The organism is Lutibacter sp. B1 (assembly GCF_012524075.1).
Lineage (GTDB): Bacteria > Bacteroidota > Bacteroidia > Flavobacteriales > Flavobacteriaceae > Lutibacter.
The window spans coordinates 58161-79725 of the sequence record NZ_JAAZUI010000009.1 but is presented as its reverse complement, the minus strand read 5'-3'; the positions used below and the strand labels follow the sequence as shown (position 1 = coordinate 79725).

Sequence of the window (21565 nt, the reverse complement as noted above, 5' to 3'; positions counted from 1 at the left end):
CATTAATCAATCAACCAAAAAGTTTTTTAGTTTTTAGCTTTTTGCATTTCTTCAGTTTTTGCACCAATTCTATTAAATGTGTACATAGGAGCAAATTTTAATTTTAAACTTGCAATTTTTCTATTGTCTTCTGAAGAAAGTCCTTCGTTTTCAACAGTATTTTTTCTACTATCCAATGCTTCGTACATTAATTTAATTTCATCCCAGTCTTCACGAGAATAACTGTCTTTATTGTCTTGTACAGTATTCACGAAATGATCGTAAACATCAAGAATATTGTCTTTGTTTACCCAACCAAAATTCATGTCATCTCCAATTTTCCCTTTACCAAACAATGTATTTCTCAACAGTTGTTTTGAATTTAACATGGCTTCAACTTTCATTTTGGATTTTAAAGATTCATATTTTTCTTTACTTTCTTCAATTTTGGCTTGTGCTTTTTCTCTTTCTTTTAAATTTTCTAAGGCAACTTCTGCCTCAATAACTTTTTTTTGATAAGAATCTTCAATAGCCTGCCAGTTTGCTTTTGCTTCTGCTGTTTCAACATTACTAATTGAATCAACATACACAATATATTCATCTACTGATTTCTCAGCTACCGTTATTTTTTCATCTTTACATGATGTAAATACTAAGGAGATTATTGCCACTCCTAAAAATAAATTTCTTTTTTCCATTTTAGTTTATTTTATAATTAAATTGATAATATTTATTATTACAACACAAAATTAGATGTTTAGGTTAGTGAACTTGTTATATAATTTTACTAAAAAGTTACATTATTCATACATTTAGAGGTATGATACATGTAAGGTGAATTATATTTAGAGTTATATTTGAGTATTAGAAAAATAGTAATAAAAAAAAGTTTAGCTTTTGCTAAACCTTTTTTTATTAAGTAAATAATTTGTAGCGTGATGCAGAATTGAACTGCAGACCTCCGGGTTATGAATCCGACGCTCTAACCAACTGAGCTACCACGCCATTTAATGAGGGTGCAAATATAAAAATAAAATTATTGTTGTAGCAAATTTATTCTTCTATTTTTTTGATAGTTTTAATTTTTTTAAAAAGGAATATTTATATATATTGTGCTTTTTTAAAAATAGAATATGTCTACAAAAATAAAATTTGAAATAGAATTTCCTATACATGCTTCACCACATATGTTATATCAATATTTTGGAACACCTTCGGGACTTTCCGAATGGTTTGCAGATAATGTGAATTCAAGAGGTGAAATATATACATTTATTTGGGATGGTTCTGAAGAAAAAGCAAGAGTTCTTCAGGAAAGACCGGAAGAAAAAATTAAATTTAGATGGTTAGATGATGGTGAAGACAAAACTTACTTTGAATTTAGGATTGAAGTAGATGAAATCACAAAAGACGTTTCGTTAATAGTAACCGATTTTGCTAAAGAAGATGAAGTAGAAGAAGCCAAAATGTTTTGGGAAAATCAAATTGAAGAATTAAAACATACCATAGGGGCATAAAGTAACCTTAACCAAATTAAAACCTTGAAAATTCAAGGTTTTTTTATGTAGATTTGTTCCCTAATTTTTTTGAAGATGATTAATTTAAATGGAGAAATAGTACAAAAAACTGAAGAGGTTCTAAATTTTGATAATAGGGCTTTTAAATACGGAGATGCTCTTTTTGAAACGATAAAGTTTAAAGATTCGAAGATTTATTTTTTTGAAGATCATTATTTTAGGTTAATGGCTTCAATGCGTATGTTACGCATGGAAATTCCGATGGATTTCACAATGGAATTTATTGAAGATGAAATTAGCAGAACAGTTAAAGCTAATAATTTAGATGCAGCAAGAGTAAGGTTAACCGTTTTTAGAAAAAATGGAGGTTTATACAATCCGAAAACGAATAAAATTGATTATTTAATTGAAGTTTCACCATTCAGCAGTTTAGTTAAAGATTTTTATAAAGTAGATATTTATAAAGATTTTTATATTTTTTCCGGACTTTTATCAACTATAAAAACAACCAATAAAATAACCAATGTTTTAGCAAGTATTTATGCATCTGAAAATGATTTTGATAATTGTATTTTATTAAATGAAAAGAAATATGTTGTTGAAGCAATTAACGGTAATATTTTCATGGTAAAAGGAAGCACAATAAAAACACCGGCTATAACCGAAGGTTGTGTAAAAGGAATTATTAGAAAAAAGCTGATCGAAATACTTTCAAAAAACGTAAATTATACTATTGAAGAAACTGAAATTTCACCTTTTGAACTTCAAAAAGCTGATGAAGTTTTTATTACAAATACAATAGTAGGAATTCAGCCAATTACAAGTTATAAGAAAAGTAATTTTAAAACTAAAGTAGCTGAAGAATTAGCAGAAGAATTACGTAAATTAGTTTAATGCCGGGTTTTTTGGTGCGTTTGCCCAAATTTGATATTCACCGCCAAAAGCCATCAGTTGATTTTTCCAAATATCATCACTATCAATATTAAATAGATTAGGATATCTATTATTTACAACAATCCAAGTAGATTCGTTTAGTTCTTCTTTCAATTGATCAACAGACCAACCTGAATATCCTAAGAAAAACCGAATATCAGTTTTTTTGATACTGTTAGAATTTAATAATTTAGTTAAAGCATCAAAATCTCCTCCCCAATAAATATCTTTATCAATTTCAATACTATTCGGTACTAGTTCAGGAATTTTATGTATAAAGTATAGATTTTCTTGTTCAACAGGTCCGCCGTTGTATATTTTAAAGTCGCAACTAATTTCAGGAATCAAGTCATTTAAAATATAATCGGTAGGTTTATTTAAAATAAATCCAATGCAGCCATCCTTATTATGTTCAGTTAAATAAATTACAGATCTGTTGAATTCTATATCATTTAATATAGAGGGTTCAGCAACCAATAATTTACCTTTTGATGGGCTTAACTCTAACATGACTTTTTTAGTTTGTTTAAATATAATAAAATTTATGAATAAAAAAAACCCTCTTAATAATTTTTAGAGGGTTTTTAAAATAAGAAATTGTTCTTATATATTAGTTTACTGCATCACTAAATCCAGCACCAGCTTTAAATTTAACTACATTTTTAGCTGCTATTTTAATAGTTTTACCAGTTTGAGGGTTTCTACCAGTTCTTGCTGCTCTTTTAGAAACAGACCAAGTTCCCCATCCTACTAATGCTACTTTACCACCTTTTTTTAAAGTAGCTGTTACATTATCTGTTAATGATTCTAGAGCTGCTTTCGCTGCTGCTTTTGTGATGCCAGCATCAGCTGCCATTGCATCAATTAAATCTGATTTGTTCATAATTTAAATATTAAATTAATTAGGTTAAACATTTTTTTTTGCATAAATGCTTAACAAAGTTAGACGGAATAAGGGTTTGTGCAAGTTTTTGCCAAAAAAAATGCATCTTTTGTTAATAAATGATGTGAAATGTTAATAACCTAGGAGTGTTTTAGGTAAAAACGCTAGAGCCCCTTTAAAATATAGGGTTATCGCATTATGGCATTTTCGTGAAATGTAAAACCGTTTAACAGGCTTTTACTGTCCATTTTTCGTTTGCCGGATAATTTTAAACTATTAATTTTTAAAAAGCCATCTTTAACGGCTACTTTAATTTCTTTTTTTGATGTAATAACAGTTCCTGCTTTATGTTGATGTGGAATAATTTCTTTTTCTACATCAAATATTTTAACTTGTATTTCTTCTTCATTATTTATTAAGGTAGTCCATGCTGTAGGATAAGGATTTAGACCTCTTATTAAATTGTAAATATTATTTAAATTATCATTCCAATTTATTTGACAGGTTTCATTATATATTTTTGGAGCTAATTTACCTTCTTCAGCACGTTGTTTAGTAGTAATAACATTGTTTTCCTCAATTTGTTTAACGGTTTTAACAACTAACTCACTTCCAACTTTCATTAATTTATCGTGTAATTCGCCCACAATTTCATTTTCTCCAATTTTAACTTCTTCTTTTAAAATAATATTGCCGGTATCAATTTTTTCATCAATAAAAAAGGTTGTTACACCTGTTTTTGTTTCACCATTAATAATAGCCCAGTTTATTGGAGCGGCACCTCTGTAATCCGGTAAAAGTGAAGCGTGTAAATTAAAGGTACCGTATTTTGGCATTTTCCAAACAATTTCAGGCAACATTCTAAAAGCAACAACTATTTGAAGGTTCGCATTTAAACTTTTAAGTTGTGTAATAAATTCTTCACTTTTTAAATTGGTAGGTTGTAAAATGTTTAAATTATGTTCTAAAGCATAACTTTTTACGGCTGATTTTTGAATTTTCCTTCCTCTGCCAGCAGGTTTATCTGGAGCAGTAATAACACCAACAATAGTATATTTAGCTTGCATAAGTGCATTTAAGGTTGCAACAGCAAAATCCGGAGTACCCATAAATACAATTCGTAAATCTCTCATCAAAAGTTAAGTTTAAATTTATTTTGCGAAGTTATGGCTATTTTGTTTTTTTCTAATAATATTTTTAATGAATTTAAAACTTCTGTTTCAGAATAATTCAATTGTGAAACTATGTCTTGTGATCTAAGCTGTTTTTCTTTTAAGAGTTGAATAATTTTTTCTGAAATATTTTTTGGTGAAGTTTTTTTTGATTTTTTATCCAAACAAACATCACATTTACCACAAGGTTTAGAGATAAATTCGTCAAAATAATAGAGCAGTTGAGTATTTCTACAAGTATCGTTATTTTTTATATAGGTTATAACTGATCGTAATTTATCGTATTTTAAATTGTTTTGTTTTTCAATATCTTTTGAAATTCTGTTAATGGTATAATCATCTTCTCTGGGTACTAAAAAATACAGTTTTGATGTGGTATTTTCATGTTTATAATCAATAATTCCATTGTTATGCAAGTTGGTTAATTGATTGATAATTTCATTTTTACGAATGTTTAATTTTTTGGCAAGTGAATATTCATTAATTATGGTATAATGGTCAAAAATTCCACCATAACTTCGTAGTATCAGTTTAATTAAAATACTTTTAGAAGGTTTATTTTCAATATAATTGAAGATATAGGCATTGCTCACAATAAATTTTAAAGAAGATTTCTTAGTGTAATTTTCGTCTAATAAAATAATTCCTTCTCGTTCTAAAATTTTGATAGCATTATAAGTTTTTAGCAAGTTTAGGTTGTAAGTAGCACAAAATTCTTGCAATGAGAAGCCGAACTTTTCATTTGGAATTTCACCTAAAGAAATACTATAAAATTGATTTAAATGATTGTAAACTTTTTTCGCAAATTTTGTGTCAGCCAAATTAGATGTAAACCTATTCTCCGTTTCAAATAAAGCCGAATTATTGCTTAAAATTATTGAATGTGATACTTTGCCATCTCTACCTGCTCTACCTGCTTCTTGTATATAATTTTCTATACTGTCTGGAGTATTGATGTGAATCACAGCTCTTACGTTTGGTTTGTCAATACCCATTCCAAAAGCGTTTGTTGCTACCATAATTGGAGTTTCATCGTTCATCCATTTATTGTATGCGTTGGTTTTTTCAATAGTAGATAAACCACCATGGTAAAAACTGCTTTTAAAATTATTTTTATGTAAAAACTTAGCTACTTCTTTGGTTTGTTTTCTGTTATTTGTATAAACAATTACTGATGCGTTTATTTTATGTAAGATTTGAAGAAGCCTGCCATAAATATCTTCAGTATTAATAACTCTATAGCTTAGATTATTTCGTTGAAAGGATTGTTTATAGATTCTAGGCTTGTCTAATTCTAAATGATGCTGAATATCTTCTAAAACCCTTTGTGTAGCTGTAGCGGTTAAGGCTATAAAAGTGGCATTAGGTTGTAGGTCTTTTAAAATTTTTAATTGCAGATATGAAGGCCTGAAATCGTGTCCCCACTCAGAAATACAATGCGCTTCATCAATTGCAATTAAAGAAACATTGAGTTGTTTGATCTTTTCTTGAATAAAGGATGATTGTAATTTTTCAGGTGAAAGATATAAGAATTTAAAATTGCCAAATTGTAAATTATCAAAAGCAATAATAGTTTCATCTTCAGTTAATTGAGAAGTTAAAGCTATTGCTTTGATATTTTTTTCCTTTAAACTGTTTACTTGATCGTTAATTAAAGCAATTAAAGGTGAAATAACTATACAAACTCCGTCTAAAATTAACGAAGGTATTTGGTAGCAAAGTGATTTTCCTCCTCCGGTTGGCAGTAAAACAATAGTATGTTCTTTGTTTAGAACGGAAGAAATAATTTCTTCTTGCGTTTCTCTAAAATGGTTGTGATTCCAGTATTTTTTTAGTATTTCTAAAGGCGTATTCATTATTTAATACACTCTAAAATAAAATCGGCTCTAAATTCTACAGTTCCCGTAGGAACTTCAGTAATACTATAATTAAGTTGTTTATAGGTGCGCTCTAAATGATTGTGAATTGCAAGAGCTTGTTCAAAATTTTCATAACGTTCATTATCTGAAATATAAATTTCTTCCCAAGGAGGCATTAAAAAAATATGAGTATAACGGTATATATTACTTTTATGAATATAGGTTGAAGGGTAGTCAATACTAATATAATTCATATAAGCGTGTACATCAGGAATCCCTCGATCAAAAAAAACGATATTGTTATTTTTTGTTTCAGATTCAATATATTGATTTACTCTACCTTCTAATAATAATTCACTAAAAAGTAAGGGTTTTGTTAAAAATAGTTGCTCAATACCCTTTTTTTTAGCATTTAAAGTAACTTCTCTCGAAATTTCCGGCATACAAGCATAATTTCGTTTTATTAACTCTTCAATTACAGTAGACTTGCCCGTTCCAGGACCTCCGGTTATCACTATTTTTTTTTGCATATAGCAAAAATAAGTTATTCGGTAAATTATACTAAAAATAATAATGTAATTTTGTCAGCTAAATATTAACAATATAAAGCTGGTATTGTATTTGAGGGTTATATTTTAAAATATTATGATGGATAACAGAGCACAATTTTATAAAAAACTGAAAAAAAAATTAAAAAAGGATACTTCTTTTCCTGCAAAATACCTTTTTAAATTTATTGTTCCTGCGGATGAAGAAAGAATTAATCAGATTGAAAAATTGTTTGATCATACAGGTGCAGTTATTAATAAAACTTCTTCTAAAACAGGAAAATATACAAGTGTTTCAATATTGGTAGTTATGAAAAAAGCTGATGATATTATTGTAAAATATATGGAAGCCGAAAAAATTGAAGGCATTATTTCTTTGTGATTCCTTTAACAACTTGTTTAAAAAATAAAAAATAAATTGCAGCGTTTTTTAAGTAGACTTAATGTGATTCCTTTTTGTTATTTTTAAGACTGAAATTATTACTTTATGAGGTTTAAATATTTATTGATAGCTTTTCTTTTTTTTATAACTAAAACCTTTTCTCAAGAAAAACAAGAAGTATTATTTACAATTGATAATGAACCTTTTTATGCACAAGAATTTATTAATGTTTATAAAAAAAATGTACACTTAGTTTCTGATTCAACAATAACAATTAAAAGTTATTTAGACTTATTTGTAGATTACAAACTTAAAGTTAAAGAAGCTAAAGAACTTGGACTGGATACACTACCAAAATTTAAAAAAGAGTTTAAAAGCTATAAAAATAATCTGATTAATTCTTTTTTAAAGGATAATGAAACAACAAAAAAACTAGCTAAAGAGGCATATGATAGACTTAAAAAAGAAGTTAAAGCCAGCCATATACTTATTTTTTTAAAACCGGAAGCTACACCTGCAGACACTTTAGCGGCGTATAATAAACTTATTGAAGCTAGAAATTTAATTTTGCAAGGAAATGATTTTGTTAAAATTGCTAAAAAATATTCGCAAGATCCAAGTGTGCAACAAAATGGAGGAGATTTAGGTTATTTTACGGCTTTTCAAATGATTTATGAATTTGAAAATGTTGCGTATTCAACTCAGGTAAATACGGTTTCAATGCCTTTTAGAACTAAATTTGGGTATCATATTTTAAAGGTTTTTGATGTTAGAGATTCTAAAGGTGAAGTAGAAGTAGCACATATAATGCTTAAAGGAGACGATGTAGTTTCAAAAAAAAAGATAGATTCAATTTATTCAGTATTAAAAAAGAATCAAGTAGAATTTACAAGTTTGGCTAAAATTATTTCAGATGATAAGGCCAGTGCTGTTAATGGAGGAAAACTAAACAGGTTTAGTGCTGGGCAAATGGTTGACGAATTTTCAAATATTGCTTTCTCGTTAAAAGAAGAAGGAGAAATCTCTCAACCTTTTAAAACACAATTTGGCTGGCATATTGTTAAGTTATTAAAAAAATACCCAGTTGAAAGTTTTGAGGTTATGGAAGTAGGTTTAAATCAAAAAGTAGAAAGAGATAGCCGTTCTAATTTAATAGGCAAGTCATTAACAAATAAGTTATTAAAACAATATAATGTTGCTGTAAATGAAAAAGCGTTGCATCAATTTGAAGTTGATGATTGGAAACTGAATTCACATAAATTTGATAAAAAATTACTTACTATAAATGGAAAGGTAATAACTCAAAATCAATTTATAAATTTTTTGAAAAAAAATCGATTCAATTCAGTAAAACAGGCTTTTAATAATTTTAAAGAACAAGAAGTTCTAAATTATTATAAAGAGAATATTGAATTTACGAATACCGAATATGCGACCGTTTTAAATGAATTTAAAGAAGGATTGTTACTTTTTGATTTATTGGAAAATAAAGTATGGAATAAGTCTAAAGATACCATAAATATTGATGCATTTTATAAAAAAAACAGCAAAAAGTATCATAATCGAGAATTGGAGACAATTAAAGGAACTGTACTTGTTGATTATCAAAATTATTTAGAGCAAAAACTAGTAAAACAACTTAGAGAAAAATATGAGATAACATTTAATACTAAAGTGAAAGACCATATTTTAAACTTAAAAATTTAATACTATTGAAAAAAATATTTTATTATATAACAGCATTGTTATTATTACAATCGTGTGATTATTTTACAATAAAAAGTGATACGCGAGAACCTGTAGCCAGAGTTAATGATACTTATTTGTATAAAGATGATCTAAAAAATATTTTTACAAAAGGTGCTACGCAACAGGATAGTATTTTACTTACAAAAAGCTATATAAACAATTGGATTAAGCAGCAATTATTATTAGATAAGGCACAAATTAATTTAGAGAATAAAAGTGTTGAATTTGAAGGACTTGTAAAAAAATACAGAGAAGATTTATATATTAACTCATACAAAGAAGCCGTTGTAAAGCAATATTTAGATACTGTAATAACAAGTAATGATATTGATAAGTTCTATTCAGAAAACGGTAATAACTTTAAACTGAACGAAGAGTTAGTTAAACTTCGATACATAAAAATAGGTAAAAATGTTCTAAATCAAAAAGAACTTATAAAACTGTTTAAATCTTCAAAAAAGGAAGATATGGATAGTTTAAAGGCGAAAGAATTATTTTTAAAATCACATCATTTAAACGACTCAATTTGGGTTAAATACAGCGATTTAATAGCCGAAATACCAATTTTTAAAACAATTGATAAAAACGACTTGTTAAAAAAAGAGAATTTTATTCAAAAAGAAGACTCATTAAGCTTATATTTGGTGACTGTTAAACAGGTGCTGCAAAGAAATGAAATTGCTCCAAAAAGCTACATTACGCCAACTATTAAACAAATGATTCTGCACCAACGTAAATTATTATTATTAAGAAATATTGAAGAAACACTAATTGATGATGCAAATAAAAAAGAACAATTTGAAATTTATTAAAATGAAGCAAAATATAATTGCAGTAGCATTTCTATTATTTTTTATAGGAATAAACGCACAAGAGAGAATTAAAGTTGATGGAGTAGCAGTAGTGGTAGGTAAAAATATAGTTTTAGATTCTGATATTGATAAATTTAAAAAAGAATTGCAACAACGTACTGAGGGTAAAATTGATATTACCAATTGTGAAATTCTTGAAGAAATTATGACTCAAAAACTCATTGCTCATCACGCGGTGGTTGATAGTATTGTTGCACCAGATGCCGATATAAACTCTGAAGTTGAACGTAATATAGCTTATTTTACACAGCAATTAGGTACTATTGAAAAAGTAGTTAGTATGTACGGTTTTAATGATGAAGAAGATTTGAGAAAAGAATTGTTTGATATTCAGAAAGAACAACTGTTAATTCAGAAAGAAAGAGCCAGTATTACCGAAAAGATTGATGTAACTCCAGAAGAGGTAAGAACGTATTTTAAAAATCTTGAAAAAGACAATAATTTGCCGGAGTTTAGTGCCGAAATTGAAATGGCTCAAATTGTTAGAACATTGAAACCTTCAGAAGAAGAAACGAACAGAGTTATTGAAAAATTGAAAGAAATAAAGAAAGAAATTGAAGATGGATATAGTTTTAGATTAAAAGCAATTATAAGTTCTGACGATCCTTCCGCAGCAGGAAACGGTCCGGGAGCAGGAGGTAAGTATACATTAACTCGTGAAAGTGGTTTTATCAAAGAATTTAAAGAAGTTGCATTTAGTTTAGATGAAGGAGAAATCTCAGAACCTTTTGAATCTGGTTTTGGATACCATATCCTACAAGTTGAAAAAATAAAAGGACAAGAAAGAGATGTACGTCATATTTTGATTCAACCAAAAATTAGTCAGGAAGAATTAGATGCTGCAAAAGCTGAATTGGAAAAAGTTCGGGAGCAAATTTTAAAAGGAGAAATTACTTTTGAAGAAGCAGTTGTAAAATATTCTGATGATAAAGAAACCAGACTTAACAAAGGCTTAATATTAAATCCACAAACAAACGATACACATTTTGATTTAACAAGAATGGATCCTAACTTATACGCAAGAGTTAGTAATTTAAAAGCAGGTGAAATTACGGAACCTTATTACGATGAAATTAGGGGAGAATCTAAAATGTTTAAAATGATTTTGTTAAAAAGTAAAACTGATGCACATACTGCTGATTTCACAAAAGATTATGAAAAAATTCAAGAATTAACACTTCAAAAGAAACAAGAAGAAACCATAGAAAAATGGGTTGAAGAAAAAATTCAAGATACCTATATAAAAATTAATAAAGATTTTAAAACTTGTAATTTTAAGCATAACTGGAAAAAGGAATAATATATGTCTGATGTAGCAGCATTAAAAGAATTAGCTAAAAAGCATAAACTTCTAAAGCAAGAAATTGCAAAAGTAATAATTGGACAAAACGAAGCTGTAGATCATATTTTACTTTCAATTTTAAGTGGAGGTCATTCACTATTAATAGGTGTGCCGGGTTTGGCTAAAACATTAATGGTACATACCATTGCTCAAACTTTGGGTTTAGACTTTAAACGGATTCAGTTTACACCCGATTTAATGCCATCAGATATATTGGGAAGTGAAATTTTAGATGAAACAAATCACTTTAAATTTATAAAAGGACCAATTTTCAGTAATATTATTTTAGCCGATGAAATTAACAGAACACCTCCAAAAACTCAAGCGGCCTTATTAGAAGCTATGCAAGAACGTTCTGTTACTGTTGCCGGTCATCACTATAAATTAGCAAAACCATTTTTTGTACTAGCCACACAAAATCCTATAGAACAGGAAGGAACATATCCTTTGCCGGAGGCACAATTAGATAGATTTATGTTTTCTATTTATTTGGACTATCCAAGTTTTAAAGAAGAAGTTGATGTGGTGAAAAGTACAACAAATGACGAAACAGCAATTGTTAATCCGTTACTTTCAGCTGAGGAGATCAATAATTTTCAACATTTAATAAGACGTATTCCGGTAGCCGATAATGTAATTGAATATGCTGTAAACTTGGTATCTAAAACTAGACCTAACACTCCTAATGCTCCAGAAATTGTAAATAATTATATTGATTGGGGAGCAGGACCAAGAGCCTCTCAAAACTTAATTTTAGCAGCAAAAGCCAATGCGGCAGTTAACGAAAAATATTCGCCTGATATTGAAGATGTGCAAGCAGTAGCATATTCAATTTTAAGGCATAGAATTGTTAAAAATTATAAAGCTGAAGCGGAAGGAATTACTGAAGAACAGGTGATAAAATCGTTACTCTAATTCTTCTTTATCAGTAGATTTTTCAAAAAAACTGAACATATTTCCACCATATTTTTTTTGATAACTTAAATGTTTATTAGAATCAAATTTTGTGTATTTGGAATGTTCAATAATCAATATTCCTTCATCATTCAATAGGTTATTTTCAAAAACCAGTTTTACAATACTTTCAAACTTTTCAATCTCAAAATCGTAAGGTGGGTCGGCAAAAATAACATCGTATGTAGTATTGGTTTTTTCTAAAAACTTGAATACATCACTTTTAATAGTATTGATATTCAAATCCAATTCTTGTGAAATTTTATTTATAAATTTTATACATCCAAAATGTGCATCAACAGCGGTTATATTTTCTGTTCCTCTTGAAGCAAACTCATAGCTAATATTTCCGGTTCCTGAGAATAAATCCAGAATATTTAAATCATTAAAGTGATATAAATTATTAAGTATATTGAATAAAGCTTCTTTAGCCATATCAGTTGTGGGTCTCACCGGTAAGTTTTTGGGAGCTTGTATGCGTTTACTTTTAAATTTTCCTGAAATAATACGCATAATTTTATAATTGATTTAGTAAAGTGAAATTGGAATGAGTTGAAATATCTTTTAAAATTGGATAAAATTTGGTTGGTGTGTAAAATGATATATTTCTAACGTATTGGTATAGAATTGTGTACAATTCTGATTTTTTTTCAATATCACCCAATAAAACCAATTGAAATTCTTCAGGATTTAAATTTAATTGTTCGGCTATAAATAATATATAGTAAATAAAATCTTCTTTGGTAGTAAAACTAAAACAGTTAAATAGTTCTAATTTTTTATTTTTTAAAACAACAATTTCAAAATGTGTATTTGTAACATTAACAAAGCAATAATCATTTTCTGAATTTTTATATTGGTTTAGTAGTTTTTCAATTAAAACGGTTGAAGAGTGTTTGTATATAAAAGAGCCATATTTATCTAACAAAAAATTATTAATATTCACATAAGGAATATACACATTAATAATTTCAGAATTTGCTATTTCATCGTATGAAATAAAATCGTTTTCAAGTACTTTAACGGTATATTGTAAATATTCGGTTAAATTATTTTTATCAAAAAACGGACGTGGTACCTGAGTTACTAAATTATTGAAGTGTGTTACACTAACTGAATTGTATTTTTTTTGTAATAATTCTTCAGACAAATATAATTCTTCAACTAATTCTAAGTGTTTGTATGGAGAAATTGAACTATTTTCAAATTTATAAATGCCCAAAGCATTAACCTCATCTTCTATTTTGTTATAAATACAAAAAGAAAATCCATCCAAACTAAGTTGGATGGATAAATGGTTTTCTTCTAAATTTATAGAATCTAAAGCGTTATTCCTTATCTTTTTTATCTCCTTTATCATAAAATGGTGGCCAATTTCCGTCTTCGCTTACTTCAGCTAATGAACCAACTCTAATATATTCACCTCTAATTTCTTCACCTCCAATTGCTTCTTTTTCTTGTCTAATTAAGTTCTCATCCATTCCTTTCAAAATTAAGCCTTTATCAACTTTAACTTCGAATACTGGAGCTTTTAAACCGGCTATTTTTTCAACTTCACCAATTTCGATTTTAAATTTTTGATCGGTTCCCGGTATTTGAAGCATGTTTTTGTAATCTTTTCCTACAAATGAAGCTCTAACTTCCTCATAACCAATTGTATCAACAACTCTAACTTCAATTTCTTTTGTTATACCACCACCAACATTTATAGTTTTTGGTACGTTTCTGGTTTGTGTTAAAGCAAATTTAGCAGTATCTATAAATTTGATTAAAGCTTCACCGTCAGCAGTATATTTCCCAGTTACTTTTCTATGAGCAACTTCAGCATCACGAATAATTTTCAAATTATTAATTACTTTGGCGTACTTAACTTTTTTCTCTTTGTTAAATTTAATTGGTTTTGAAATTTCGAAGTTAATTTTATAAATTAAAAAAACTGCTAAAGCAATTAATATTATTGATACTAACCAATGCAATTTTCTTGGAATAAAATTAACAATTGCATAAGCCAAAAAAGCAGTAACTATTATAGCTGCTAATATAATCAAAATTGTTGTCATTTGTGTATTTATTTTTTAAAGTGTGTACGCAAATCTACAAATTTTTTTTAACGAGAAAAATTTTTAAGCATAAATCAATTTGTATATTTGAAATTTATTTAAAATATGACAAAAACTGCTCCAGAATTTTATAAAACCTTGTTAGAAAAGTTTCCTTTTGAACCTACAAATACTCAAAATTTATTACTTGAAAAACTTTCAAATTTCATATTTGAAAATAATAATAAAGCTCTTTTTTTAATTAAAGGTTATGCTGGTACAGGTAAAACTACAACTATTAGTACGGTTGTTAATAATTTATGGAGAATTGGCAAAAAAGCTGTTTTATTGGCACCAACAGGAAGAGCTGCAAAAGTTATTTCGGGATATTCCAATAAGCAAGCTTTTACAATACATAAGAAAATATATTTTCCACGTAAAAATAAAAGTGGAGGAGTAGATTTTACACTTCAAACCAATAAACATACAAATACTATCTTTTTTGTAGATGAAGCTTCAATGATACCCGATACACCAACTGGTTCAAAATTATTTGAAAATGGCTCGTTATTGGATGATTTAATTTCATATATATATTCCGGTGTAAATTGTAAATTAGTGTTAATTGGTGATACAGCACAGTTACCACCGGTAAAATTAGATATTAGTCCAGCTTTAGATACTCGTAAACTTGAATTAAATTATAACAAACAAATTACTGAAATTGAATTGAATGAAGTTATGCGACAGCATATAAATTCAGGAATTTTAGTAAACGCAACAGATTTGCGTTTAATTTTGGCAAACAATGGATATAGTGATTTTCAGTTTCAGCTTGGTTTTCCGGATTTAATTAGACTGGTTGATGGTTATGAGATACAAGATGCCATTAATACCGCATACGATAATATTGGTGTTGAAGATACGGCTTTTATTGTAAGGTCCAATAAAAGAGCAAATCAATATAATCAGCAAATAAGAAGTAAAATTAGAGGACAGGAAAATGAAATTTCTACCGGAGATTTTGTTATGGTTGTAAAAAACAACTATTTCTGGTTAAATGAAACCAGTGAAGCCGGTTTTATTGCTAATGGTGATATTTGTGAAATATTGGAAATTTTTAGCATTAAAGAGCTATATGGTTTCAGGTTTGCCGAAGTTAAAATAAGAATGATAGATTATCCAAAACAAAAACCATTTGAAACGGTATTATTATTAGATACACTTGCTTCCGAATCTCCCTCATTATCTTATGAAGATTCCAATAGATTATATCAAGAAGTAGCTAAAGATTTTGCGCAAGAAAAATCTAAATACAAACAACTTTTAGGAATTAAAAAAAGTAAATATTTTAATGCATTACAGGTTAAGTTCTCGTACGCAGTAACATGTCATAAATCTCAAGGAGGACAATGGAAAACTGTATTTATTGAACAGCCATATTTGCCTGAAGGTCAAAATGTTGAATATTTACGATGGTTGTATACAGCAGTTACCAGAGCTCAGGAAAAAGTATTTTTGATAGGATTTAAAGACGAATATTTTATAGAATAAATTATTTAAACAAATCCATTCCGGGTATGTTTGGCATACCATCTTTTGCAGCTGCTGCCAGTTCAGCTTCATTAATCGTATTTGCTTTATTTAAAGCTTTGTTTAAAGCAATAATTAAATAATCTTCAATTTCTTCTTTATCTGTTAATTCTTCTGAGATTGAAATGCTCTTAACATTTCTGTTTGCTGTAACGGTTACTTTTACTTTTCCATTACCAGCATCTTCATCAATTAAAATAGTATTGAGTCTAATTTTGGTTTCTTCAATTTTTTGTTGGGCTTCTTTAAGTTTTCCCATCATACCAGATAAATCTCCAAACATTTTATAGTAATTTTAACTTGTTACAAAGGCAAATATAGTATTTTTGCGCTTTTGAGAAAATAAATTATTAAAAATGATAAAGAGTAAGATACAACCTCCAAAGGCAGAAAAAGTTGAGATGAAGTTAGAAAAACATGGAGATGTTAGAATTGATAATTATTATTGGTTAAACAAGCGTGAAGATCAAAAAGTAATTGATTATTTAGAAGCAGAAAATAATTATTATGATACAATAACTGCTGATACAAAGCAGTTTCAAGAAGATTTATTTGAAGAGATGAAAGCTCGAATAAAAGAAGATGACGAATCTGTACCTTACAAAAAAAATAAATTCTATTATATTTCACGTTTTGAAAAAGGAAAACAATACCCAATTTACACTCGAAAAAAAGAAACTGTAGAAGCTGAAGAAGAAATTTTGTTTGATGTAAACAAAATGGCTAAAGATTATGGTTATTATAAGCTTTCAGGCTTTGCTGTAAGTCCAAATAACGAGTTGGCTTCGTATGGAATTGATACTGTAGGGAGAAGGGAATATACATTACAATTCAAGAATTTAGTTACCGGAGAGATTTATCCTGATAAAATAGAAAATACAACAGGAAGTTCAGTTTGGGCTAATGATAATAAAACAATTTTTTATACGCGTCAAAATCCAACTACATTGCGAAGCGAAAAAATATTTCGTCATGTTTTAGGTACAGATACCTCTTTAGATGTTGAAATATATTTTGAAGAAGATGAAACGTTTAGTACATACATTTATAAAACCAAGTCTGAGAAGTATTTTGTAATAGGTTCTTATAGTACCGTTTCAAATGAATATAGAATTTTAGAAGTTGATAATCCAACAGGCGAGTTTAGAGTTTTTCAGCCTAGAGAACGTAATTTAGAATATAGTATTGCACATTATAATGGTTGTTTTTATATTCTTACCAATAAAGATAATGCTACCAACTTTAAGTTAATGAAAACTTCTGATAAAGATACATTAAAGGAAAAATGGGTGGATGTACTACCTCATAGAGAAGATGTTTTGTTAGAAGATCTTTCAATTTTTAAAGATTTTATGGTTTTGGAAGAAAGATCTAATGGCTTAAATAAAATCAGAATTATACGATGGGATGGAAGTGAAGATTTTTATCTTCCATTTGAAGAAGAAACCTATTCGGCAGGTATTTATTTTAATCCTGAATTTGATACTAATATAATTAGGTATGGTTATAATTCGATGACCACACCTAGCTCTGTAATTGATTTTAATGTTGATAATAAAACAAAGGTAATTGTAAAAGAACATGAAGTTTTAGGAGGTAAGTTCGATAAAAATAATTACAAAAGTAAGCGTTTGTGGGCAACAGCTAAAGATGGTCAAAAAATACCAATTTCTTTAGTGTATCATAAAAGTACTGAACTAACCAAAAATACACCACTTTTGTTGTACGGATATGGATCATATGGACACACAATTGATGCCGGCTTTAGTTCAACACGTTTAAGTTTATTAGATAGAGGATTTATTTTTGCAATAGCTCATATTAGAGGGAGCGAATATTTAGGAAGACAATGGTATGATAATGGTAGATTATTACATAAAATAAATACTTTTACCGATTTTATTGATTGTGCTAAATTTTTAATCGAGAAAAAAATTACTTCAAAAAAACATTTGTATGCAATGGGAGGTTCTGCAGGAGGTTTATTGATGGGGGCAGTTATCAATATGAAACCAAATTTGTTTAATGGAGTAATAGCAGCGGTGCCTTTTATTGACGTTGTTACTACAATGTTAGATGATAGTATACCTTTAACAACAGGTGAATATGATGAGTGGGGAAATCCAAACGAAAAAAAATATTATGATTATATGAAATCATATTCTCCTTACGACAATATTGTAAGACAAAATTATCCTAATATGTTGGTTACAACAGGTCTTCACGACTCTCAAGTACAATATTTTGAGCCTGCAAAATGGGTTGCGAAACTAAGAGAATTAAAAACTGATAAAAATATTTTGTTATTGCACACTAACATGGAAGCTGGTCATAGCGGGGCTTCCGGGAGATTTGAAGCTTTAAAAGAAACATCAAGAGACTATAGTTTTATTATTGATTTAGAAGGAAAAACAAAAATTTAAAAAAAATTATTAAATTTGCACGTTGTAGATTATTAATCTTAACTCATTTTAATTAATTTCGTAGTTGAATCAAATTCTAGAGAATGATACAAAATACTGGAATAACTAACAATATTTTAGAACTTATTGGTAATACTCCTCTAATAAAATTAAACAAAATTACTAAAGATAGTCCTGGTAACTTTTATGTAAAGTATGAAGGATTTAATCCTGGCCATTCTATGAAAGATAGAATAGCTATACACATTATAGAAGAAGCTGAAAAAAAAGGATTACTTAAAGAAGGAAGTACAATTATTGAAACCACTTCAGGTAATACAGGTTTTAGTTTAGCTTTAGTTAGTATTATAAAAGGGTATAAGTGCATATTAGCTGTTAATTCTAAGGCTTCTGCCGGTAAAATTAATATGCTTAAAGCAATGGGAGCAAAAGTATATGTTTGTCCTGCAAATGTTAAAGCTGATGATCCTCGCTCTTATTATCAAGTTGCTAAAAAATTACACGAAGAAACAGCGAATTCAATTTATATCAATCAATATTTTAATGAATTGAATATTGAAGCGCATTATAAAACAACTGGCCCGGAGATTTGGCAACAAACAAATGGGGAAATTACACATTTGGTTGCAGCAAGTGGTACAGGAGGAACAATTTCTGGTGTTGCAAGGTATTTAAAAGAACAAAATAAGAATATTAAAGTTTTAGGAGTTGATGCTTTTGGTTCAATATTAAAAAAATTCCATGAAACCGGAGAATTTGACCAAAATGAGATTTATCCATACAGAATTGAAGGTTTAGGAAAGAATTTAATTCCAACAGCTACTGATTTTGATGTGATTGATATTTTTGAAAAAGTTACAGATGAAGCTGCAGCACATAGAGCCAGAGAATTAGCAATAACAGAAGGTTTATTTACAGGTTATACCAGTGGAGCAGTAGTGCAAGCTGCAATTCAATATGCAGAAAAGGGAATGTTTGATAAAAATTCAAAAGTTGTATTAATTTTACCAGATCACGGTTCGCGTTATATGGAAAAAATTTACAGTGATGAATGGATGAAAGATCAAGGATTTTTTGATTCTCAAAAACAAGCTCATGAAGTTGTTGAGTATATAAAGTAAAAAATATATTAAATAAAATTAAAAGAGGTTGTAAATTAATTTATAACCTCTTTTTTTGTAACATTAACATTTGAATAGCATAAAAAAAATACCGTAATTTGTACTCTTATATGTAAAGGTTAAATTACATATTATTCAAAATAATTAATAATGAGAGATTTATTTGAAAGAATAGTTAAAGATAAAGGTCCCTTAGGGAAATGGGCAAAACAGGCCGAAGGCTATTATGTTTTTCCTAAATTAGAAGGTGAAATTGCTAATAGAATGAAATTCAATGGTAAAGAAGTTATTACATGGAGTATTAACGATTATCTAGGATTAGCTAATCATCCGGAAGTTAGAAAAATTGATGCTGAAGCAGCAGCAGAATTTGGAATGGCATATCCAATGGGTGCTAGAATGATGTCTGGTCACACAAAATATCATGAACAATTAGAAAGAGAATGTGCTGAGTTTGTTAATAAAGAAGCAGCCTATTTGGTAAACTTCGGTTACCAAGGTATGGTTTCAGCTATTGATGCTTTGGTTACTAAACACGATGTAATTGTTTATGACATAGATTCTCACGCTTGTATTATTGATGGTGTTAGATTGCATCATGGAAAAAGATTTACATACCAACATAATGATATTGAGAGCTTAGATAAAAACTTACAAAGAGCAACTAAACTTGCGGAAGAAACAGGAGGAGGTATATTAGTTATTTCTGAAGGTGTATTTGGTATGCGCGGTGAACAAGGTAAATTGAAAGAGATAGTTGCATTAAAAGAAAAATACAATTTTAGATTGTTAGTTGATGATGCACATGGTTTTGGTACATTAGGAGAAGGAGGTAAAGGTACTGGTTTTGAACAAGGTGTTCAAGATGGTATTGATGTGTATTTTGCAACTTTTGCTAAATCTATGGCTAGTATTGGAGCGTTTTTTGCAGCAGATAAAGATATTATTCAATATTTGCAGTATAATATGCGTTCACAAATGTTCGCAAAGTCTTTACCAATGCCAATAGTTAAAGGTGCTTTAAAACGTTTAGACATGCTTAGAACCATGCCGGAACTTAAACAAAAGTTATGGGAAAATGTAAATGCACTTCAAAATGGTTTAAAAGAGAACGGTTTTAATATTGGTAAAACAAATACTTGTGTAACTCCGGTATTTTTAGAAGGAGATATACCTGAAGCAATGGCAATGGTTAATGATTTACGAGAGAATTATGGTATATTTTGTTCAATTGTAGTATATCCTGTAATTCCAAAAGGATTAATTATTTTAAGATTGATTCCTACAGCTACACATACTTTAGAAGATGTTAAAGAAACTATCGAATCTTTTTCAGCTATTAGAGCTAAACTTGAAAAAGGCATTTATAAACGTATAGCAGCTTCTATGATTTAAGTTGAAATTAAATACAATAAAAAAAGCCTGATGAAAATTTTCATCAGGCTTTTTTATTTCTTATGGTTAATAATTAATACCCTTCCGATATGTTTTTAAGAGCATTTTTATCAGATATTTTTATTTTTTTACCAATTAAATCAATTACGCCATCTTTATTTAGGTTAGAAAGTAATCTAATTGCCGATTCGGTAGCTGTACCTATGGTATTTGCTATTTCTTCTCTGGTTAAAACAACATCAATACAACCTTCATTGTCAATACCAAAAATTTCTTCTAATTTAAGCAAAGTATCAGCCAATCTGTCTTTTACAGGTTTTTGAGCCATTTGTGATATAGAAGTATTTGCTTCATTTAGTTGGTGAGATATGTTTTTCATCATATTTAAAGAAAATTTATTATTCTCTTTTATTGTTTCTAAAATATCTCCTTTAGGAATAAAACAAACATGCATATCTTCTAAAGCAATTGCATTTAAGCCTACCAATTCATCACTTAAAATAGATCTTTGTCCTAAAATATCACCGCCTTTTATAAACTTAATAATTTGTTCTTTACCATTAGTATTTAGCTTGGTTAATTTACCTTTACCATCTCTAATACAATATAAACCATTAATTGTATTTCCCTCAGTCATCAACTTTTCACCCTTTTTTATAAGTAATGTAGTTTTATGTTCTGAAAATTTCTCTAATTCTTCATGTGTTAGAGATTTAAGTGCATTAAACCTTTTAATAATGCATTGTGAGCATTTTGACATAATTAAAAACTTTTAGTACAAGTAGTAGTTTGCTACAAATGTAC

22 protein-coding genes and 1 tRNA gene are annotated in these 21565 nt (G+C 28.5%); 11 read left to right on the top strand and 12 right to left on the bottom strand.

Features of this window, described 5'->3' with window-relative positions:
- Positions 1-26 precede the first annotated feature (26 nt).
- Complete coding sequence (locus HGB55_RS07130; protein ID WP_168816040.1) at positions 27-677, bottom strand: hypothetical protein; 651 nt, start codon at positions 675-677, stop codon at positions 27-29.
- 233 nt (positions 678-910) lie between these two features.
- Positions 911-984 (bottom strand) — tRNA-Met (locus tag HGB55_RS07125).
- Positions 985-1112: 128 nt separating this feature from the next.
- On the opposite strand from HGB55_RS07125, the gene HGB55_RS07120 reads away from it, so the two are divergent.
- A complete protein-coding gene (locus tag HGB55_RS07120; protein ID WP_168816038.1) occupies positions 1113-1496 on the top strand; it encodes an START-like domain-containing protein in 384 nt (127 codons plus the stop codon).
- Between the two features lie 75 nt (positions 1497-1571).
- Positions 1572-2390: an aminotransferase class IV gene (locus tag HGB55_RS07115; protein ID WP_168816036.1), complete on the top strand. Its 819-nt coding sequence runs from the start codon at positions 1572-1574 to the stop codon at positions 2388-2390.
- Here HGB55_RS07115 and HGB55_RS07110 read toward each other — a convergent pair.
- The 5 genes from HGB55_RS07110 to HGB55_RS07090 form a co-directional block, all read right to left on the bottom strand.
- Entirely contained in the window at positions 2382-2939 is a 558-nt protein-coding gene (locus HGB55_RS07110) for a YqgE/AlgH family protein (RefSeq protein WP_168816034.1), read from the bottom strand. The two genes, HGB55_RS07115 and HGB55_RS07110, sit on opposite strands and share 9 nt — an antisense overlap.
- A gap of 100 nt (positions 2940-3039) precedes the next feature.
- On the bottom strand, positions 3040-3312 hold the full coding sequence (locus HGB55_RS07105) for an HU family DNA-binding protein (protein ID WP_168816032.1): 273 nt from the start codon (positions 3310-3312) through the stop codon (positions 3040-3042).
- A 188-nt stretch (positions 3313-3500) separates the two neighbouring features.
- Positions 3501-4445, bottom strand: coding sequence for a methionyl-tRNA formyltransferase (gene fmt, locus HGB55_RS07100; RefSeq protein ID WP_168816030.1), 945 nt, complete (start codon positions 4443-4445; stop codon positions 3501-3503).
- Positions 4445-6340 carry an ATP-dependent DNA helicase RecQ gene (locus tag HGB55_RS07095; RefSeq protein ID WP_211047362.1) on the bottom strand — a complete coding sequence of 632 codons (1896 nt, stop codon included), beginning with the start codon at positions 6338-6340 and terminating at the stop codon, positions 4445-4447. The genes fmt and HGB55_RS07095 overlap by 1 nt, the downstream gene beginning before the upstream one ends.
- A complete protein-coding gene (locus HGB55_RS07090) occupies positions 6340-6873 on the bottom strand; it encodes an AAA family ATPase (protein WP_168816028.1) in 534 nt (177 codons plus the stop codon). Before HGB55_RS07090 ends, HGB55_RS07095 begins: the two co-directional genes overlap by 1 nt.
- Positions 6874-6988: 115 nt before the next feature.
- On the opposite strand from HGB55_RS07090, the gene HGB55_RS07085 reads away from it, so the two are divergent.
- The 5 genes from HGB55_RS07085 to HGB55_RS07065 all read left to right on the top strand — a co-directional run bounded on the left by HGB55_RS07085 (position 6989) and on the right by HGB55_RS07065 (position 12151).
- A complete protein-coding gene (locus tag HGB55_RS07085; protein ID WP_371807807.1) occupies positions 6989-7273 on the top strand; it encodes a DUF493 family protein in 285 nt (94 codons plus the stop codon).
- Positions 7274-7378: 105 nt separating this feature from the next.
- Positions 7379-8980 (top strand): peptidylprolyl isomerase, encoded by a 1602-nt coding sequence (locus HGB55_RS07080; RefSeq protein WP_168816026.1) that lies wholly within the window; start codon positions 7379-7381, stop codon positions 8978-8980.
- Between the two features lie 5 nt (positions 8981-8985).
- A complete protein-coding gene (locus tag HGB55_RS07075) occupies positions 8986-9834 on the top strand; it encodes a peptidyl-prolyl cis-trans isomerase (RefSeq protein WP_168816024.1) in 849 nt (282 codons plus the stop codon).
- Position 9835: 1 nt separating this feature from the next.
- The gene (locus HGB55_RS07070) at positions 9836-11194 is read left to right on the top strand and encodes a peptidylprolyl isomerase (RefSeq protein ID WP_247649189.1); all 1359 of its coding nucleotides are present in this window, start codon (positions 9836-9838) and stop codon (positions 11192-11194) included.
- A gap of 3 nt (positions 11195-11197) precedes the next feature.
- The gene (locus tag HGB55_RS07065) at positions 11198-12151 is read left to right on the top strand and encodes a MoxR family ATPase (protein ID WP_168816022.1); all 954 of its coding nucleotides are present in this window, start codon (positions 11198-11200) and stop codon (positions 12149-12151) included.
- On the opposite strand, the gene rsmD is transcribed toward HGB55_RS07065, so the two are convergent.
- From rsmD to HGB55_RS07050, 3 genes are read right to left on the bottom strand one after another with little or no spacing between them, the layout of a single operon-like run.
- Positions 12143-12703 carry a 16S rRNA (guanine(966)-N(2))-methyltransferase RsmD gene (gene rsmD / locus HGB55_RS07060; RefSeq protein WP_168816020.1) on the bottom strand — a complete coding sequence of 187 codons (561 nt, stop codon included), beginning with the start codon at positions 12701-12703 and terminating at the stop codon, positions 12143-12145. The genes HGB55_RS07065 and rsmD overlap by 9 nt on opposite strands.
- Before the next feature lie 4 nt (positions 12704-12707).
- Positions 12708-13550 (bottom strand): DUF3822 family protein, encoded by an 843-nt coding sequence (locus HGB55_RS07055; protein ID WP_168816018.1) that lies wholly within the window; start codon positions 13548-13550, stop codon positions 12708-12710.
- A complete protein-coding gene (locus HGB55_RS07050; RefSeq protein ID WP_168816016.1) occupies positions 13519-14250 on the bottom strand; it encodes a hypothetical protein in 732 nt (243 codons plus the stop codon). The genes HGB55_RS07055 and HGB55_RS07050 overlap by 32 nt, the downstream gene beginning before the upstream one ends.
- Positions 14251-14355: 105 nt before the next feature.
- Between HGB55_RS07050 and HGB55_RS07045 the strand changes: the two genes are divergently transcribed.
- Positions 14356-15783, top strand: a complete 1428-nt coding sequence (locus HGB55_RS07045; protein ID WP_168816014.1) for an ATP-dependent RecD-like DNA helicase — start codon at positions 14356-14358, stop codon at positions 15781-15783.
- A 1-nt stretch (position 15784) separates the two neighbouring features.
- On the opposite strand, the gene HGB55_RS07040 is transcribed toward HGB55_RS07045, so the two are convergent.
- Positions 15785-16105, bottom strand: a complete 321-nt coding sequence (locus HGB55_RS07040) for a YbaB/EbfC family nucleoid-associated protein (RefSeq protein ID WP_168816012.1) — start codon at positions 16103-16105, stop codon at positions 15785-15787.
- A 73-nt stretch (positions 16106-16178) separates the two neighbouring features.
- Between HGB55_RS07040 and HGB55_RS07035 the strand changes: the two genes are divergently transcribed.
- The 3 genes from HGB55_RS07035 to HGB55_RS07025 all read left to right on the top strand — a co-directional run bounded on the left by HGB55_RS07035 (position 16179) and on the right by HGB55_RS07025 (position 20761).
- Positions 16179-18245 carry a S9 family peptidase gene (locus HGB55_RS07035; RefSeq protein WP_168816010.1) on the top strand — a complete coding sequence of 689 codons (2067 nt, stop codon included), beginning with the start codon at positions 16179-16181 and terminating at the stop codon, positions 18243-18245.
- A gap of 83 nt (positions 18246-18328) precedes the next feature.
- Positions 18329-19366 carry a PLP-dependent cysteine synthase family protein gene (locus tag HGB55_RS07030; RefSeq protein WP_168816008.1) on the top strand — a complete coding sequence of 346 codons (1038 nt, stop codon included), beginning with the start codon at positions 18329-18331 and terminating at the stop codon, positions 19364-19366.
- Between the two features lie 150 nt (positions 19367-19516).
- A complete protein-coding gene (locus HGB55_RS07025) occupies positions 19517-20761 on the top strand; it encodes an aminotransferase class I/II-fold pyridoxal phosphate-dependent enzyme (protein ID WP_168816006.1) in 1245 nt (414 codons plus the stop codon).
- Positions 20762-20834: 73 nt separating this feature from the next.
- Here the strand turns inward: HGB55_RS07025 and HGB55_RS07020 are convergent, their stop codons facing one another.
- Entirely contained in the window at positions 20835-21521 is a 687-nt protein-coding gene (locus HGB55_RS07020) for a Crp/Fnr family transcriptional regulator (RefSeq protein WP_168816004.1), read from the bottom strand.
- Positions 21522-21565 lie beyond the last annotated feature (44 nt).